Origin of the sequence: Acinetobacter wuhouensis, assembly GCF_001696605.3 — a bacterium.
GTDB classification, from domain to species: Bacteria; Pseudomonadota; Gammaproteobacteria; order Pseudomonadales; family Moraxellaceae; genus Acinetobacter; species Acinetobacter wuhouensis.
Window position 1 is genome coordinate 1,060,374 of record NZ_CP031716.1, and the last position, 16,994, is coordinate 1,077,367.

The window sequence follows — 16,994 nt, forward strand, 5'->3', positions numbered from 1 at the left end:
AAGAGACTTTACTATGTCTATGTACAATATATGATTGAAATATAGACTTAAAAAGTGAATTTTTATTTTGATAAAGGTGCTCTATCTTTTCTGACAAATGTTGGATTTATTTAAGTCAATTTAAATATACGTCATAAAGATTAAGCTAAAAGAATCGGAAAATAACATCATTATGGACAATGTCATGCGTATGCAAAATGATCATAGATCAGAAAATCAAAAAGCATTTGGAAGTAAAAAAGTATTTCAACCTAAGTTACTGTTGGGTTTTAAGATTATTTCAATTTCATTGTGTACAGCATTGTTTGTTCCACAGCAGATACTAGCAGCGCCTGCATCAAAATTGGATTTAACCTTATCAGAGCATTCTAAAAATAAAATTAAAGTGCTGATGAATGACCCTAAGGTCTGGAAACAAATTCCTAAAACAGTCACTTTATGTGTTTATTCACCTGATGGGGCAAACAGCGAAGCTTTTGAGCAAGCCACCAGTTATATCAGTGAAATGCCTCGTATCACGCAGATTGCCAAAGAGTTTGGGGTGAATATGAAAATGACACGTCCAACAAAGTTGTCCATGCAAATTGATTTAGATTATCCAAAATTAAAACAAAAGGCTTCCACGGATATTCAACTAAAAGTGTATACCGATGAGCGTGTACTCACAGAAGATTTTCGAAGTAAGCGTTGTGATGGTGCAGGAATTAGTAATATCCGTGCACGACAATTTAATCCCTTTGTCGGTAGTATTGACGCAATTGGTGCAGTGCAAAATTATAAGCAACTCACGTCAGTGATTCAGTTATTGGCACGCCCAGAATACGATGCCAAAATGGTCAATAAAGATTATGAAATTGTTGGTATCGTGCCATTGGGTGCTGCTTATATCATGGTCAATGACCGTAAAATTGATACCTTAGCCAAAGCCGCAGGTAAAAAAGTTGCTGTGATGAATTTTGATGCGACTCAAAAGAAACTGGTTCAAAATGTTGGAGCACAACCTGTTTCTGTCGATTTACTCACAGTAGGCGGTAAGTTTAATAACAAAGAAGTCGATATTATGGCGGGGCCTGCTTTGTTATTTAAACCTCTAGAACTCAGAAAGGGTATGACGGATAAAAATGGCAATGTGGTCGGTGGAATTATCAAATTCCCACTGATTCAGGTCACAGGGACGTTGATTATGCATCGCAATAAATTCCCTGCGGGCTTGGGACCTATTGCACGTGAAATGATTTCAAAACAACTTTCTCCTGCGTTCCAATTTGTTGATAAACTGGAAAAAGATGTGCCTGAAAAGTATTGGTTTGATATTCGTGAAGCAGATAAACCAGGCTATATTAAAATCATGCGTGAAGCACGAATTGCAATGACCAAAGAGGGCTATTATGACCCTGCAATGATGAAGATCTTAAAGAAAGTACGTTGTGGTCAGAATCCTAGTAGCTTTGAATGTGCTTTAAATGATGAATAAAATCGTGCCTTAATTAGGACTTAGGACTTAGGACTTAGGACTAAGGAGTAGAGTGATGTTTGGCTGTACTCCTTTTTTATGTGTGATTGATTTATAACTTGCTTAGATGGATTAACTTACATACATTACGGGAATCAATAATAAAGTTTGCTGTGATGAATAGATATTTAGTATTGGGTCTTAGTTTCATTTCTGCATTTGCTTATTCAGCGCCCTATAAGACAGGCGATATTGTTTTTCATACCTCCAAATCTGCACAAAGCCAAGTGATTCAAAAGGCAACGCATTCACCCTATAGCCATATGGGGCTGATTGTAAATAAGCAAGGGCAGACTTGGGTATTGGAAGCTATACAGCCTGTGAAATATACACCATTAAAACAATGGGTTGATCGTGGGATAAATAAAAGCTATGTGGTAAAGCGTTTTAAATCGGGTTTGACGCTAAGTCAGCAAAATAAATTAGTTAAAGATGCAGAGGCATATTTAAATAAACCGTATGACATCTATTTTGAATGGAATGATGATGCGATTTACTGTTCTGAAATTGTGTGGAAAGCCTATAAAGGTGCGTTGGGAATAGAATTAGCCTCCTTAGCGCAATTAAAAAGTTTTGATCTTACTGATCCAAGTGTGAAAGCATTGATGAAACAGCGTTATGGGCAAAAAATTCCTTTAGATGAAAAGGTGATTGCACCAAGTGCTATTTTTAATTCTAAGCAATTAATTACGGTTCAATGATGTTTAAGAAAATTGATTTGAGTGTTATTTAAAATAATAGATGTAGACGTAAAAAAGCCTGAGTCGTATTGCTCAGGCTTTTTTATGAGAAGTTTCATCGTAAAACAATCTCGAATATGGCGTCCCTACGGGGATTCGAACCCCGGTTACCGCCGTGAAAGGGCGATGTCCTAGGCCTCTAGACGATAGGGACAAATGAGGCAAACCTTTGAATTTAGAAACTAAACCATTAATTTAATGGCGACCCTACGGGGATTCGAACCCCGGTTACCGCCGTGAAAGGGCGATGTCCTAGGCCTCTAGACGATAGGGTCGTTTCAGAGGTGGGCGTATATTAGGGTGAATATGGAAAAGTGTCAAACCTTTTTCTGCAATAAAAACTGAAATAATGTTTAGATGTTTAAAAACACAGCAATATTGGAAAATTGCTTAAATTATGAAGAATTTTCCACCATTTTTTTAGCCATATAAATTGAAAGTACGTTCACAGTTCCAACTTTCAGCTATATCCTGAAATGAAGTTATTTTAATAGCATCCAAAGGCTTGGATTGATGTTGATATGTTCATTGATGTACTTTTCCTTGAGATTCAAGGGTGGAAATAAAAAAGTGCAGTCGATTGCTGCACTTTTTTGCTATTGCTCAGAATGAAACCTTATGAGATTTCATTCTTATTTTTATAGAGTAAGGCATAGCTAATATAACAAGCGATGATAAAGATCATACAGCAAATAAAACCAACAACCATTTCTGGGTCAAATACCATGCTGATACAGGTAATTAAACAGAAGATAAAGCCAAGAATCGGTACGATGGGGAATAATGGTGCAGCAAAGCCAAGTTCAGCTTTAGTATGACCTTGTTTGTACCATTCGCGTCTAAAGTTAAATTGGCTAAGACAAATACTCATCCAGACAACGACCATGGTAAATGCAGCGACACCGAGTAAGTTCTTAAAAATTGTTTCAGGTGCAAATTGCTCTGAAAGCAAGCCAGGTAAAGCACCAAACATTGTCACAATGACTGCGATGTAGGGGATACCACGTGCATTGACTCTAGAGAATATGCTTGGAAGCTGCTTCTTGGCTGAAAGTGACCACATCATGCGTGAGGCAGCAAATAAGCCTGAATTGGCAGCAGAGAGTAAAGCAGTAATGATCACAAAGCGAATAATATCTTCTGCGTATGGAATCCCAATATGATTAAACACGGTAACGAATGGACTACTACTGACGCCATGCGCGTCTAAACCTGCCATCTCATGTGGAAGTAATGCACTGATGACAATAATTGTACCGACAAAGAAAATCAGTAGACGCCAAATTGCAGTATTGATTGCTTTGGGTACATTTTTAGCAGGGTCTTCAGTTTCACCAGCTGCAACACCGATTAGCTCTGTACCAGAGAAGGCAAAGTTCACAATGAGCATGGTGGTGAATATTGGGAATAAGCCTTGAGGGAACCAACCCGCAGCAGTGAGGTTGCTAAATAATGGGGCTGTTTCTTGACCTTGATAATTCACAATACCAAAAATCGCCAATAAACCAATCAAAATAAAAGCAACGACAGTGATCACTTTCACTAGGGAGAGCCAAAATTCAGACTCAGCAAACCATTTGGTAGAACTCATATTTAAGCCAAAAACGATTGCGGCAAAAATAATGGTCCAGAGCCACATCGAAATATGTGGAAACCATTCCTGCATCAGCAAGGCAGCAGCAGTGAATTCTGTACCTAAAGTGGCAGACCAAGTTAACCAATATAGCCAAGTGACGGTATAACCTGTACCTGGACCGATATATCTGGAAGCATAGGTGCCAAATGAGCCAGATTCAGGCATATGTACAGCTAACTCACCCAAGCACAGCATCACCATATAGGCAATAATCCCACCAAGGATATAGGAGATAATTGCACCAATTGCGCCAGTTTGGGCAATCACTTCACCAGAACCTAAAAAAAGTCCTGTGCCAATCGCACCACCAAGCGAGATCATCACCAAATGGCGTGTCGTCATTGCACGTTTTAGTGGCGATGATGTAGGGGAGGCATCATGTGGATGAGGTGATGGCTGCATAAGTTTCGAAGTTAAATAAAACGAGAAGCGCGATATTTTAGTCCAATTGATAAATAGTGCAATGACTGCGTGGTTTTTATGCTAAATAATCATCACTATAAATGTATGCTATATAATTTTATTTTTAAAAATAAAGAAAAAACATATAGATAGTTTTTGAGTTTGTTGTAAATGCTTTGGAGAAATCACTAGATATAAAAAAGCCTAAGTCGTATTGCTCAGGCTTTTTGATGAGATGTTTCATCGCGAAACAATCTCGAATATGGCGTCCCTACGGGGATTCGAACCCCGGTTACCGCCGTGAAAGGGCGATGTCCTAGGCCTCTAGACGATAGGGACGTTATGAGGTGATGCGTATATTAATGATAAATATCTTTATTGTCAAAATAGATTTATCAATAAATGTGTTATTTGTTTAATAATCAATCGAATAAGTGTGTTGTTCATTTTTTTATAGGCTTTAAGCAGATGTAATTGAATGAGGGGATAGCAAATAAATCAAAAAATAAAGTTGGATAATTTAAATTTTCTGATTAAAATTTGGTGCATTAAAAAAATGAACGCAGAAAAAATAGAAATGAATGCATTTGATCAATATATTCAAAAGCTTGAATATTACCCAAGTCAGTTAGATATTGATGAAAATATTTTTAGATACTTTATGCAACTTGAACGTGCGCCACAATTTTTTTCTATATATGACAAGGTATATGTAGTACCTGCACTTTTTACCCATTCCGATTTGATTCAGATGCTACAGGCAGAACCGTTTAAACGTCGTAAAATACCTGAATATATTTTAGAGTCACCTGAAAATTATAAGTTGAATATTTTGAGTGTGTTTAAAGTTTATACAATACTTCAAGGGTTTATTAATAAAAAAGTTGAACTGAGTCAGCAAGTATTAGTAGCTTATTCAGGTTTGGAATCTTATTTTAAAGACTTGTTAAAGGCACCTGAAAAGCAAGATTTAAGAGCGAATAAAAGAAAACCAAGCGATCAGGAGGGTGTTGAGCCTGTCATTCGGACCAAAAGTAATTCTGGTTTGCTTATTTTCTTATGGATCATTTTTGCAGTTTCAGCACTTTTAATGATTTTTGTTTCAGGTATTTTACGATTGATTTTTCAAGGTATTGTTTTTATCTTGGCGATTATTCTGTCTAAGACGATGCTCACTGGTTCAGCGGAACCTGATTTTGAAGATTCACAAGTCATTCAAGATGTATATTTGCAAAATTTAGATTATTTTTTTGAAAATGCAATGTTGAAACAAAAGAACTCACCATAGGGCGAGTTCTTTATGCTTATATTTAATTTTTTTGATGATACAACCAATAGTAAGTTGCATAACAGGCTGCCATAAATAACAAGCAACCAATAAACCCAGACAACATTTCAGGATCTGCTGCCATACTGAGTCCTGTTGCGGTACAGGTAATAAAACCAAGAATAGGAACCAATGGATACCAAGGCGTTTTAAATTTTAAATCGGCTAAAGTTTTGCCACCGGCGAGCCATTTGCGACGGAAATTAAATTGGCTCCAACAGATACTCATCCATACAATCACCATGGTAAAAGCAGCAACCCCTAGTAGATTTTTAAAGATGACATCTGCACCAAACTGTTCAGACAATAATCCAGGTAAACCGCCAATCATGGTCACAAGAATCGCAATGACAGGTGTGCCAGATTTGGTTAATTTTGAAAAGATTTTCGGTAATTGTTTCTGAACAGAGAGCGCCCACATCATACGAGAAGCCGCATATAAACCAGAGTTTGCTGTAGAAAGTAGGGCGGTGATAATCACAAAACGCATAATATCTTCAGCGTATGGAATCCCAATCAAGTTAAACACAGAAACGAAAGGGCTATTACTAATGCCTTCGCCATGTGCTGCTAAACCTGCATCTTGGTATGGAAGCAGTGAACTGATCACAATGATCGTTCCTACAAAGAAGATCATCAGACGCCAAACAGCAGCATGAATCGCTTTGGGGACATTTTTTTCAGGATTTTCTGTTTCACCTGCCGCAATCCCGATCATTTCTGTACCGTTAAACGCAAAATTCACAATCAACATGGTGGCAAAAATCGGGAATAACCCATTGGGTAACCAACCATGTGAGGTTAAATTGCTAAATAAAGGTGCAGATTCATAACCATGAAAAGGAATCAAACCAAAGATCGCTGCAAGCCCCAGTAGGATAAAGACCAGCACGGTCGCCACTTTGACAAATGAAAGCCAAAACTCAGACTCAGCAAAGAAGCGGGTTGAAGTCAGATTAGAAATGAGTACGGCAACAATAAAGACCAGCGTCCATAACCAAATAGATGTGGTGGGAAACCATTCCTGCATCAGCATCGCAGCAGCAGTGAATTCTGTACCTAATGTTGCTGACCAACCCAGCCAGTACATCCAAGACACCATATAGCCTGTGCCTGGACCAATATTCCGAGAAGCAAATGCACCAAATGAACCTGTCACAGGTTGGTTAACAGCAAGTTCACCAAGACACAGCATGACCATATAGGCGATTAAGCCGCCGATGATATAAGAAATGACTGCACCGATAGGCCCTGCTTGTGCAATCACTTCACCAGAACTTAAAAATAAACCAGTACCAATGGCACCACCTAAAGACAGCATAATCAGATGACGTCTGGTCATGGATCTTTTTAAGACAATAGACTGTCCATCAGCATGATTGTCGAAATTTGACTGCTGATTTGATTGATCGGGAGATTGCATAGAGATGGAGAAACAGTTTTAAAGCATTATTTTAAAGGAAAACGTGAAAATTCACAAAATAAAATATAGAAACAGAGATGAAAGTCTAAGAAAACTAAATATTTATAAGGTAGTGATAGGGAGTGAGGAATTTGAGTAATTATAAAATAGATGGCGTCCCTACGGGGATTCGAACCCCGGTTACCGCCGTGAAAGGGCGATGTCCTAGGCCTCTAGACGATAGGGACGTTTAGAAGATGGCGCTATCTTATTGATCCGCCATCAAAGTGTCAAGTAAGTGTGGAGCGAGTTTGTTCAAAATATAGCAAAACAGTTCAGCCGTTTTTTGTGTGTCATATAAAGCAGAGTGTGCTTCATGACCATCAAACTCAATTCCTGCTTGAATACATGATTTTGCTAATACAGTTTGACCAAACATTACCGCACTCAAAGTCACTGTATCAAATACAGAAAAACTGTGAAAAGGGTTTTGATTTTTAGTACCAGTACGTGCGATGGCAGCTTTTAAAAAGCCTAAATCGAAGTGTGCATTGTGCCCAACCAAGACTGCATGGGTGCAGTGCTGCGCACGACGCACTTCATTCACAGCTTTAAACATGCGCTTCAGCGCAGATTTTTCATCTTCTGCCATCGCAACACGCATTGGGTTAAATGGATCTACACCGATAAAATCCAATGAACGACGATCTAAATTCGCACCTTCAAATGGGTTGATATGCGCATGATGCGCTTCACCTGGTACAAATTTTCCATCAGCATCATAGACAATGGGGATGCATGCTATTTCTAGCAATGCATCAGTATCCGCATTAAAACCTGCTGTTTCTACATCAACAACGACGGGTAAAAAACCACGAAAACGTTGTCCAATCACAGGTAATGTTTCAGTTGTCACACCTTTCTCCATTGAATGGTTTTTCCAGCATAGAGCGGGATAATTTGTTCACCATTCAAATAATCTAAACTTTCAGGAATAACCTGATCTTCTTTGACAAGAGTAATCTTATTTGTGTTGCGAGGCAAACCATAGAAGTCTGCACCGAACATACTTGCAAAGCCTTCTAGGCGTTCGATCTTACCCACTTGGTCAAATGCTTGCGCATAAAGCTCAATCGCTGTTGGTGCGCTATAACAACCTGCACAACCACATGCATTTTCTTTGGCATTTTTAGAATGTGGCGCACTATCCGTTCCAAGGAAAAACTTAGGATTTCCACTGGTTGCAACTTCAAGTAAAGTTTGCTGATGAGTTTGACGTTTTAAAATAGGTAAACAATAAAAGTGCGGTTTTACACCACCCACCAGCATATCATTACGATTAAATAATAAATGTTGCGGAGTAATCGTTGCAGCAACATTACGATCTTGTTCAAGAACAAAATGTGCTGCTTCACTGGTGGTAATGTGTTCTAAAACTAATTTTAATTTTGGAAATTGACGTAATAAAGGTGCAAGCACTTCATCTAAAAAGCGTTTTTCACGATCAAAAATATCGACATGATTGTGAGTGACTTCGCCATGCAACAATAACGGAACTTGATGTTCTTCAAGTTGTTCAATTACAGCATAGACTTTACGAATATCGCTTACACCGTTGTCAGAGTTGGTGGTTGCACCAGCAGGGTAGAGCTTAATCGCGTTTACATGTTCAGATTCTTTAATTTTACGCACTTCAGTCGGTGAAGTTTGATCGGTAAAATAAAGCACCATACGCGGGTCAAACTGAATACCTTCAGGAACATGCGCCATGATACGTTCACGATAGGCATTTGCCTCTTCAACCGTTTTAACAGGTGGAACCAAGTTCGGCATACAAATTGCGCGAGCAAATTGTTTGGCTAAATCAGGAACTGTACGTTGTAAAGCAAGACCATCACGGAGGTGAGCATGCCAGTCATCTGGCTGAAGCAAAGAGATCGTATTCAAGGCAATTCTTACTGACAAATAAAAGAGATAATAATCCATTACACCTTAAAATGATAACAGCAATTTCTAATCAATAAGCAGAATTAAATGATTAAAAACAGCCCTAAAGCCTATAATTTATGCAATCTGGTTATGTTACTGTCATATTAAAGTGTTAATGATTACATTTATAAAATCATCTGTAGAGTCAATAATAGAATGAAATATACAGTTGAGTATAAAAAACATAAATTTAATTGCGTAATAATAATTTGTGCTATTGCATATTTTTGTTAAAAAATGATAATAGCATCATGTAAAGGTTCTATTTACGTACTGTTTTGGTGATTAAATTATTCAGTTATGAGGTAGAATGTTATTGATTTTAATTTATTTAAAAACAGTAATTTAAACATGCTTTAGCGTGTTGTAAATAAGTTTAATTAATAAATATTAAATCAATTATAATATTTAGTCATAAGCGAGTTTAATATGGGCAAGTTTCTGCCGAACTTTATTTGTATCATCTGCCTTGTTGGGTTAAATATTCAAGTCCAAGCATTTGCGAAACAAAATAAGAAAACTGAAAATAATCAAGAATCTATTTCTGTAAATTCAAAGCAAGATTGGTCTTTGAATGGTATAAATACAGCAAATTGGTCTGCTCATTTAGGGCGCGGACAATTTCCTGTTTATGCACGTGCACAAGTCATGTTGAATAATCTGCATGCCTCACCTGGCGCAATTGATGGAAAAAGCGGGAAAAACTTTTTAAAAGCACTTGCAGCATATCAGCAGATCCAAGGGTTGCCGATTAGTGGTGAATTAGATAAACAGACATGGGATAGTTTACTTAAAAATCAAAAATCTGCTGCGTTTGCTGCTTATCAGATTAGCGCAGAGGATATTAAAGGCCCTTATGCAAAAGCAATTCCGCGAAATTATGCTCAACAAGCAAAAATGAGAGGGCTTTACTATACGCGGGTCACTGAAATGCTCGGTGAGAAGTTTCATATTGATGAAGACTTTTTAAGGCAGATCAATCCTAAAGCGAATTTTAGAAAAGTCGGTGAGACGATTAATGTACCTATCGTTCGCAATGATCTTCCTCAAGATATTTCTTTAATTATTGCGCATAAGCCAGCTCGACAATTATATTTATATAATCATTTAAATCAAATGATTGCTTCATTCCCTGCAACTATTGGCGCATCGGGTACACCATCGCCCAAGGGGACACATAAAGTGATTAAAGTTGCACCTAATCCAGTATATATGTATAACCCGAAAAACTTTGTACAAGCGGGGAATAAGAAGAAGTTATCGTTGCCACCTGGACCTAATGGACCTGTGGGGAATATGTGGATTGCATTAAGTAAACCGACATTTGGTATTCATGGAACACCAAATCCATCGTCAATTTCAAAAACAGCCTCTCATGGTTGTATTCGTTTGACCAATTGGGATGCCAATGATTTGGGGCGTAAAGTGCAAGAGGGCGCTGTCGTCAGATTTTTAGATTAATTGGATTCACCTGAGTAGCAGCATACTTAAAAGGCTATCCATGTAAATGTTTAGCCTTTTATTTGTTTAGAACGTTCTCCTTAGCATGTAAAAGGTGAGTCAAATATCAAATTTATACACAAGATACTGAATTTATTCGTTATGATTAATTTTATATTTACACTTAAAAGATGATTATTGCATGAGCACAGAAAAAAAATTATCGACTCAAGAAGTGATAAGACTCGAACGTGATTTGGCTAAATTTGCCAATATGATGGATTCAGTGGTTCGGATTCCATTTACCAAGCAAGGGGTCGGTGCAGATGCCGCACTCAGTACGATTCCTGTTGCTGGAGATATTGCTGGTTTTGCTATGACTTGTTATGCCGTATATAAAGCCAAGCAAATTGGGGTACCCCAAGAAAAATTGAATGGCGTACTAAAATTAGCGGTGATGGATGGCATCGTAGGGTGTATTCCAATTGCTGGAACTTTGTTTGATATTTTTATTCGCCCTAGTCGTAAAGCTTTGGACGTCGTACATGAACATATTCGGAATGAATATCAAATTCGGAGTGATGATCATGTGGTACATCCATTTCTGCATGAAAAATTAGAACAAAAACAACAAACTTCGGCTTTCTGGAGAAATCCAGTAGTGGCGTGGTTATGGATTCATATTCCAGATATTTTTGGACTGATTGTTCTGGTCTTGATTGGGATTGCTATGTGGTTTGGTGTACAAATGTTGTGGGATTGGTATCAAAGCTTCCAGACAAAGTAGACGGTGATGAGTGGTTTTTATCGAAAATGGCGGATTTTAATTTTTGATTGACCTTGTAAATAACAAAGCCTCCATCTAGGAGGCTTTGTTGATTAAACTCTAAATATTTTACTTAAGGCAAATTCAATTGGCGTAAAGCTGCAACACGTTGTTCAATGCTTGGGTGAGTTTGGAATAAAGCAGCTAGGCTAAATCCTTGTTCTTTACCTTCAGCGATTGCGAAAGCTTTCATTTCTTTTGGCATTTGATCAGGCATTTCTGATTCAGCTTGTAAGCGTAACAATGCCGAAATCATCGCTTCTTTACCTGCCAATTGTGCGCCCGCTTCATCGGCACGGTATTCACGGTGACGAGAGAACCACATCACGATTGCAGAGGCTAAAATACCAAATACGATATCTAAAACCATAGAAATCACAAAGTATGCAATACCAGGGGCTTCACCTTCTTCACGTCCGAAGACATTGCGGTCGATAAAATCACCTGCAACACGTGCAAAGAACATGACAAAGGCGTTCACTACACCTTGGATCAGTGAGAGTGTCACCATATCGCCATTGGCAACGTGACCAATCTCATGTGCAAGGACTGCACGAAGTTCATCTTTGTTCATACGTTCCAATAAACCTGTTGAAACAGAAACGAGCGCATCGTTCTTATTCCAACCTGTTGCAAAGGCATTGGATTGATATGAAGGGAAGATACCAACATCTGGCATTTGGATACCAGCACGTTGAGAAAGTTGAGCAACCTCTTGTAATAACCAAACTTCAGCTTGGCTACGAGGAGCATTTGGATCAATTAATTCAGTGCCTGTCGTTTTAAGCGCCATCCATTTTGACATAAATAGGGAAATTAAAGACCCTACCATACCAAATACCAAACAGATGACCATCAGGTTGCCTAGTTTAAGACCGCCAGCGCCGTGGTAACTCCCAACACCTAATATAGATAGGATAAGGCCAGCTACAACCAGTACCGCGAGGTTGGTTAGCAAAAACAAACCAATCCGCATCATGGAATAAATCCTCTTTTAAAAATAGATAAGTGACTTATCAAAAATAAATCATGTTTAGGAATATGAGGTTTAGATGATTAAAATTCAAGAATAATTGGAAAAAACTATCCATGGAGTATTTTGAAGAATCAGCTGATTTGAATAGTTAGCCCTAAATATATTATTTATTTCGAATACGATAAAAAACGATTCTCTCATGAAGAGAAAATCGGAGCTTTTAAATGTATTGTTAAAAATTGTGAAAATTATAATTGATAGGTTTGTTTACCGATCATTGATTTAAATTAGATTTAGATAGAGTAAAACAAAACCTAAAGCATACGGATAATTCAAAAATCAGTTACTGATACTAATATTTGCAGATGCGCTCGCATGTGCGGTTGCGTATGAGCCTGCAGGTGCATCAGTATATGTACCATCCGACGAAACAATGATTGGGCGAGGGTTATATTTTACCTGTTGAATGTTTGAAGCATTATTGAGTTGAGGGCTACTTTCATTATTTGAACGAGTGTTTGAGTTACTATTTGGATTTGATTGAGCAATGATTTGCCCAGTAGTCGATGCATTGCTATTACTGGTGTTGCTTGCAGAAAGTCCTAAGCCACCTGAATATAGATTATTTAAACGACTTGTGACACGTCGTACATAGTCTTGAGTTTCACGAAATGGAGGAATACCACCGTATTTATCGACATTGCCTTCACCCGCATTATAAGCGGCTAAAGCCAAATTGGTATTGCCATTAAAACGCTTCATTAACCAACTGAGGTACTTTGCGCCACCGTAAATGTTTTGCTGTGGGTCATAGGAGTTGGACACATTAAAACGTCGTGCGGTTGCAGGCATCAATTGCATTAAACCTTGTGCACCGACAGGAGATTTGGCATTTGAATTAAAGCCAGATTCGGTGTGCATGACGGCTTTGATTAAACCCTCTGAAACACCGTGCGTTTGTGCTGCCTGACGAATAATGCTGTCAAAAGAGTTTTTATTTTTACTATAGCTTGGCAGGACAGAGGATTCTGAATTTCCCCAGTTGCTGTAACTATGAATATTGCTGTCTTTGTAATAAGTCACTTTGACTTTTTGTAACGAACGATCTGAGGTTTTACGGTTGGTGAGTAAAGTTGTGCCATTTTGATCTTTATAAAAATAAATTTGACCAGCAAAAGTTTGTGATGTAAATGAAGCAAAGCTCATACACCCCAAAAAAGACACCAGTGAACCCGTAATCAATTTTTTCATTTTTAGTAATTAAAATATTTCCCCAATTTCCTTTGGGAGTTTATCAAAGATCATCAACAAGAAAAACTATGAATTGAGTTTTAACAATACAAACAGAAAAATGCAAGTCTTAATTGTAGACATATTAATCAAAAAAAATTTTAATTTTTTTTTGAAAACTACCTATTGACTAGTCTAAGTTATTGAAAATTATTAACTAAAAATACTGGTTGAAAAATGATCAATTTAAATAGAAAGCCCATCGTAGCGTGAGAAACGATTGTCAAGCCCTGAACAATCCACAATTTTATCCACAGGTTTTGTGGAAAACTGTGGAAAAGTCCAAAAGATAAGCACCTTGGCTATAATTTGAACTTAGCGGTCTATTTTAGATGTGTGAATAAGACAGGAATATGACCAAATAAAATATAATGCAAAAATAAAAAATCTTTAGATGCGATGAACGAACAAATCGGCTAAAATTACGCAGTCTTTTTTTTTGGTAAAACGCGTCTATGTACTCGCCAGTTGAGTCCGAACAAGGATTTAATTTCAAACCAGAACTTCCAACGAGTTCGGCTTATTATCGTCTTTTGAAAAAACTTCGTCGTCAGGTGGGTCATGCGATTCGTGACTTTAAAATGATTGAGGAAGGTGACAAGGTAATGGTCTGTGTTTCTGGTGGGAAAGACAGTTACACATTGCTTGACATTTTGTTGCAATTTAAACGTATTGCACCGATTAACTTTGATGTGGTTGCAGTCAACCTCGATCAAAAGCAACCCGGTTTCCCTGAAGATGTTTTACCAAGATATATGGAAGAAAATAATATTCCTTATTATATTTTGGAAAAAGACACCTATACCATTACCAAGCGTTTGACACCTGAGGGTAAAACCTATTGTGCAGTGTGCTCTCGTTTACGCCGTGGTTCACTTTATGGTTTTGCTCAAGAGATTGGTGCAACTAAAGTGGCTTTAGGTCACCATCGTGATGATATACTCGCAACATTCTTCTTAAACTTATTTCATGGTGGAAGCTTAAAAGCCATGCCACCGAAATTACTCTCTTCAGATAAAAAGAATATTTTGATTCGTCCTTTGGCGTACGTTGAAGAAAAAGACATTATCAAATATGCGGAAATCCGTAAGTTCCCAATCATTCCATGTAACCTTTGTGGTTCTCAGGAAAATTTACAACGTGCTATTTTAAATGACATGTTACGTGATTGGGATAAGCAGTATCCAAAACGTTTGCATAGTATTTTTGGTGCATTACAAAATGTATCGCCATCTCAACTGGCGGATCGTGACTTATTTGATTTTGAAAAATTGGATGAAGAACGTGAGTTTGATATGAAGTGTGATACGGAAGAGATGAAAAATCGCCTAGATGTGGTCAATCTTAGTTTTGCAGCTGAATGATCATTTATGCCAATTAAATGATCAAATCAGGTACTCATATTGAAATGAGTGCCTGATTTATAAAAATAAAACGATAAAACCAATCAAATATGAACAGTCCGTACAAAAAACTTTAGCCCAAACTGAAATTATCATGCTATAACATTGGGCAAGCAAAATGCTTCACTACGATGTTGTCTGGATAGATGACACAATAAATTGAATAAATAATTTGAGGAATGAACATGCCTGCATTTTTAACTGACGATTGGTTTGCAAATGTTGAAAAATTAACTGCTGAAGCAGGTGATTTAAACTTACCACCAGCACTTTCAGGTTTAGCGATTAATTTGGTTGTAGCAGATACGAATGGCAACACTGAACTTGCTTTAGATGGCGGTAAAATCGTAAAAGGTTCTTCTGCAAATGCTAAAACAACGTTGAATATGGATGCTGAAACACTTCGTAAAGTATTCTTAGAATTTGATATGGCTGCTGCAATGCAAGCATTCATGACAGGTAAAATCAAAGTACAAGGCGATATGTCTCAATTGATGGCTTTACAAACTGCTAAACCTAGCCAAGAACAAAAAGATTTATTCAAGAAAGTATTAGAGCAAACTGCTTAATTATCTTGTATATGGATTTTCTAAAGTCTAATTCGATGTGAATATCATGACGATTTAGAATTAGAGCCAAAAAAAGCTTACATCAATGTAAGCTTTTTTTATTGCCGATTAAAAATCATTTCAAATTTTTAAATGACTAGGCTCCAAAACGCTTTATGCTAAATACCTAAAGTTTGAAAGATTAGATTTCTAAAAGCTTTGGTGTGGTTTTGATATGCTCAAGATAAGCACGAATACGAGTAACGTATTGAACCGCTTGCTTATAACGACCATTACTCGTTTGATGACGAGTTAAGTAGTTATAAAGGTTCATCCAATCATTTGGATCTTTACCTTGTGCTTTAATACGCTTCTGGATGCCTTCAACAGCACCTGGACCCATATTATAAGCAACTAATGCGTACCAATGACGGTCAGGGTTGCGAATGTAAGAATAACGCGTCAACATCATATCGTAATATTTAGCCCCACCTTGAATACTTTGAGCAGGATCATTACGATTATTTACACCCATTTCTTTGGCAGTACTATTGGTCAACATCATCAAGCCTCGGACACCTGTGGGAGAAACAGAGTCGGGTTTTAAATATGATTCTTGATAACCAATCGCAGCCAATAAATGCCAGTCTATACCATATTTCTGTGCAGACTGTTTAAAGCTTGCTTTATAAATCGGTAAACGAGATTTTAGATCACGTTGAATAACATTCCAATCGTCTTGTTTAACGACATTACGATTATAAAATGACGCCAATTGCTGAAGTGAGCCATTTTGCTTACTTTGGCAAATAAAACCACTCGCAGTTGCAGTAAGTGGATCATCAGCTTGTTTAAATACCCAGTTCAGGTCAGTATTTAAACCATTCTTTTTGAGGCTGTTAAAATCACCACAACTTGCAGAGAACGAACTTAAACTTTTCGCTTCAATACTCTGCATACTTGCTGTGGTAATTGCAAAATTGGCTTTGCCTTGTGCAACCATTTTCAATGCAGTTGCATTGTCAGGAACTGTTTTAAACTCAAGTTTTGCGTTTAAACTTTCAGCATAATCATGTGCTAAATCATAGCCGAAGCCATGCTTATATTTTCCATCTTTAAACACGATGCTCGGATTGGAAACAGCCACTACTGTCAATTTACTAGAATTAACAACAGCATTGTATTGATTGGTCTTGCTTGCATTAATACTAAACGGAATTAATGCGGTGGATAAAACTAAGGCTTTGATTGGAAGATTACGAAAAAATGAGTTAAGGCAAAGCCTCGACCCAGAGGTTGAACTACTGTGCATGTTGTCTCCGCTACAAGTAATTTATTGCCCGAAAAAGTTACAAGCACAGCAGTACTTAAACTCTTTAAAGTTGCTAAATTCAATAAGGGTGGGCATTCATGAACGTCATTCAAAAAATGACATGTGGGATTGAAGTATTTTGCAGAAAAACTACAAAAATAAAAAAATAAGCTAATAAAACATGTGCGCA

At 37.5% G+C, this 16,994-nt stretch carries 14 protein-coding genes and 4 tRNA genes; 7 read left to right on the forward strand and 11 right to left on the reverse strand.

Annotation, left to right across the window (positions count from 1 at the left end; genetic code table 11):
* The first annotated feature begins 184 nt into the window (after window positions 1-184).
* Together BEN71_RS05670 and BEN71_RS05675 are read left to right on the forward strand one after the other, a co-directional pair.
* The gene (locus tag BEN71_RS05670) at window positions 185-1,474 is read left to right on the forward strand and encodes a putative solute-binding protein (protein WP_406565264.1); all 1,290 of its coding nucleotides are present in this window, start codon (window positions 185-187) and stop codon (window positions 1,472-1,474) included.
* Window positions 1,475-1,629: 155 nt separating this feature from the next.
* Window positions 1,630-2,214 carry a YiiX family permuted papain-like enzyme gene (locus BEN71_RS05675; protein WP_068974897.1) on the forward strand — a complete coding sequence of 195 codons (585 nt, stop codon included), beginning with the start codon at window positions 1,630-1,632 and terminating at the stop codon, window positions 2,212-2,214.
* A gap of 117 nt (window positions 2,215-2,331) precedes the next feature.
* On the opposite strand, the gene BEN71_RS05680 is transcribed toward BEN71_RS05675, so the two are convergent.
* From BEN71_RS05680 to BEN71_RS05695, 4 genes are all read right to left on the reverse strand, one after another.
* Window positions 2,332-2,407: transfer RNA gene (locus BEN71_RS05680), tRNA-Glu, on the reverse strand.
* Between the two features lie 45 nt (window positions 2,408-2,452).
* Window positions 2,453-2,528, reverse strand: a tRNA-Glu gene (locus BEN71_RS05685).
* 341 nt (window positions 2,529-2,869) lie between these two features.
* Window positions 2,870-4,291, reverse strand: coding sequence for an amino acid permease (locus tag BEN71_RS05690; protein ID WP_068974896.1), 1,422 nt, complete (start codon window positions 4,289-4,291; stop codon window positions 2,870-2,872).
* Window positions 4,292-4,554: 263 nt separating this feature from the next.
* Window positions 4,555-4,630, reverse strand: a tRNA-Glu gene (locus tag BEN71_RS05695).
* Window positions 4,631-4,847: 217 nt separating this feature from the next.
* On the opposite strand from BEN71_RS05695, the gene BEN71_RS05700 reads away from it, so the two are divergent.
* A complete protein-coding gene (locus tag BEN71_RS05700; protein ID WP_068974895.1) occupies window positions 4,848-5,579 on the forward strand; it encodes a hypothetical protein in 732 nt (243 codons plus the stop codon).
* Between the two features lie 22 nt (window positions 5,580-5,601).
* Here the strand turns inward: BEN71_RS05700 and BEN71_RS05705 are convergent, their stop codons facing one another.
* The 4 genes from BEN71_RS05705 to pyrC all read right to left on the reverse strand — a co-directional run bounded on the left by BEN71_RS05705 (window position 5,602) and on the right by pyrC (window position 8,967).
* Window positions 5,602-7,041 carry an amino acid permease gene (locus BEN71_RS05705; RefSeq protein WP_068974894.1) on the reverse strand — a complete coding sequence of 480 codons (1,440 nt, stop codon included), beginning with the start codon at window positions 7,039-7,041 and terminating at the stop codon, window positions 5,602-5,604.
* A 151-nt stretch (window positions 7,042-7,192) separates the two neighbouring features.
* Window positions 7,193-7,268: transfer RNA gene (locus BEN71_RS05710), tRNA-Glu, on the reverse strand.
* 20 nt (window positions 7,269-7,288) lie between these two features.
* A complete protein-coding gene (rnt, locus tag BEN71_RS05715) occupies window positions 7,289-7,948 on the reverse strand; it encodes a ribonuclease T (protein WP_068974893.1) in 660 nt (219 codons plus the stop codon).
* The gene (gene pyrC, locus BEN71_RS05720) at window positions 7,933-8,967 is read right to left on the reverse strand and encodes a dihydroorotase (protein WP_068974900.1); all 1,035 of its coding nucleotides are present in this window, start codon (window positions 8,965-8,967) and stop codon (window positions 7,933-7,935) included. Before pyrC ends, rnt begins: the two co-directional genes overlap by 16 nt.
* Before the next feature lie 471 nt (window positions 8,968-9,438).
* Between pyrC and BEN71_RS05725 the strand changes: the two genes are divergently transcribed.
* Window positions 9,439-10,470 carry a L,D-transpeptidase family protein gene (locus BEN71_RS05725; protein WP_068974892.1) on the forward strand — a complete coding sequence of 344 codons (1,032 nt, stop codon included), beginning with the start codon at window positions 9,439-9,441 and terminating at the stop codon, window positions 10,468-10,470.
* Window positions 10,471-10,651: 181 nt separating this feature from the next.
* Window positions 10,652-11,236: a DUF4112 domain-containing protein gene (locus BEN71_RS05730; RefSeq protein WP_068974891.1), complete on the forward strand. Its 585-nt coding sequence runs from the start codon at window positions 10,652-10,654 to the stop codon at window positions 11,234-11,236.
* 112 nt (window positions 11,237-11,348) lie between these two features.
* On the opposite strand, the gene htpX is transcribed toward BEN71_RS05730, so the two are convergent.
* Together htpX and BEN71_RS05740 are read right to left on the reverse strand one after the other, a co-directional pair.
* A complete protein-coding gene (gene htpX, locus BEN71_RS05735; protein WP_068974890.1) occupies window positions 11,349-12,254 on the reverse strand; it encodes a protease HtpX in 906 nt (301 codons plus the stop codon).
* A gap of 336 nt (window positions 12,255-12,590) precedes the next feature.
* A complete protein-coding gene (locus BEN71_RS05740) occupies window positions 12,591-13,502 on the reverse strand; it encodes a lytic transglycosylase domain-containing protein (RefSeq protein ID WP_068974889.1) in 912 nt (303 codons plus the stop codon).
* A gap of 494 nt (window positions 13,503-13,996) precedes the next feature.
* Between BEN71_RS05740 and ttcA the strand changes: the two genes are divergently transcribed.
* Both ttcA and BEN71_RS05750 read left to right on the forward strand, forming a co-directional pair.
* Window positions 13,997-14,905 carry a tRNA 2-thiocytidine(32) synthetase TtcA gene (gene ttcA / locus BEN71_RS05745; RefSeq protein ID WP_068974888.1) on the forward strand — a complete coding sequence of 303 codons (909 nt, stop codon included), beginning with the start codon at window positions 13,997-13,999 and terminating at the stop codon, window positions 14,903-14,905.
* 224 nt (window positions 14,906-15,129) lie between these two features.
* Window positions 15,130-15,513, forward strand: a complete 384-nt coding sequence (locus BEN71_RS05750; RefSeq protein ID WP_068974887.1) for an SCP2 sterol-binding domain-containing protein — start codon at window positions 15,130-15,132, stop codon at window positions 15,511-15,513.
* A gap of 181 nt (window positions 15,514-15,694) precedes the next feature.
* Here the strand turns inward: BEN71_RS05750 and BEN71_RS05755 are convergent, their stop codons facing one another.
* Window positions 15,695-16,804 carry an MltF family protein gene (locus BEN71_RS05755; protein ID WP_068974886.1) on the reverse strand — a complete coding sequence of 370 codons (1,110 nt, stop codon included), beginning with the start codon at window positions 16,802-16,804 and terminating at the stop codon, window positions 15,695-15,697.
* Between the last annotated feature and the right edge of the window lie 190 nt (window positions 16,805-16,994).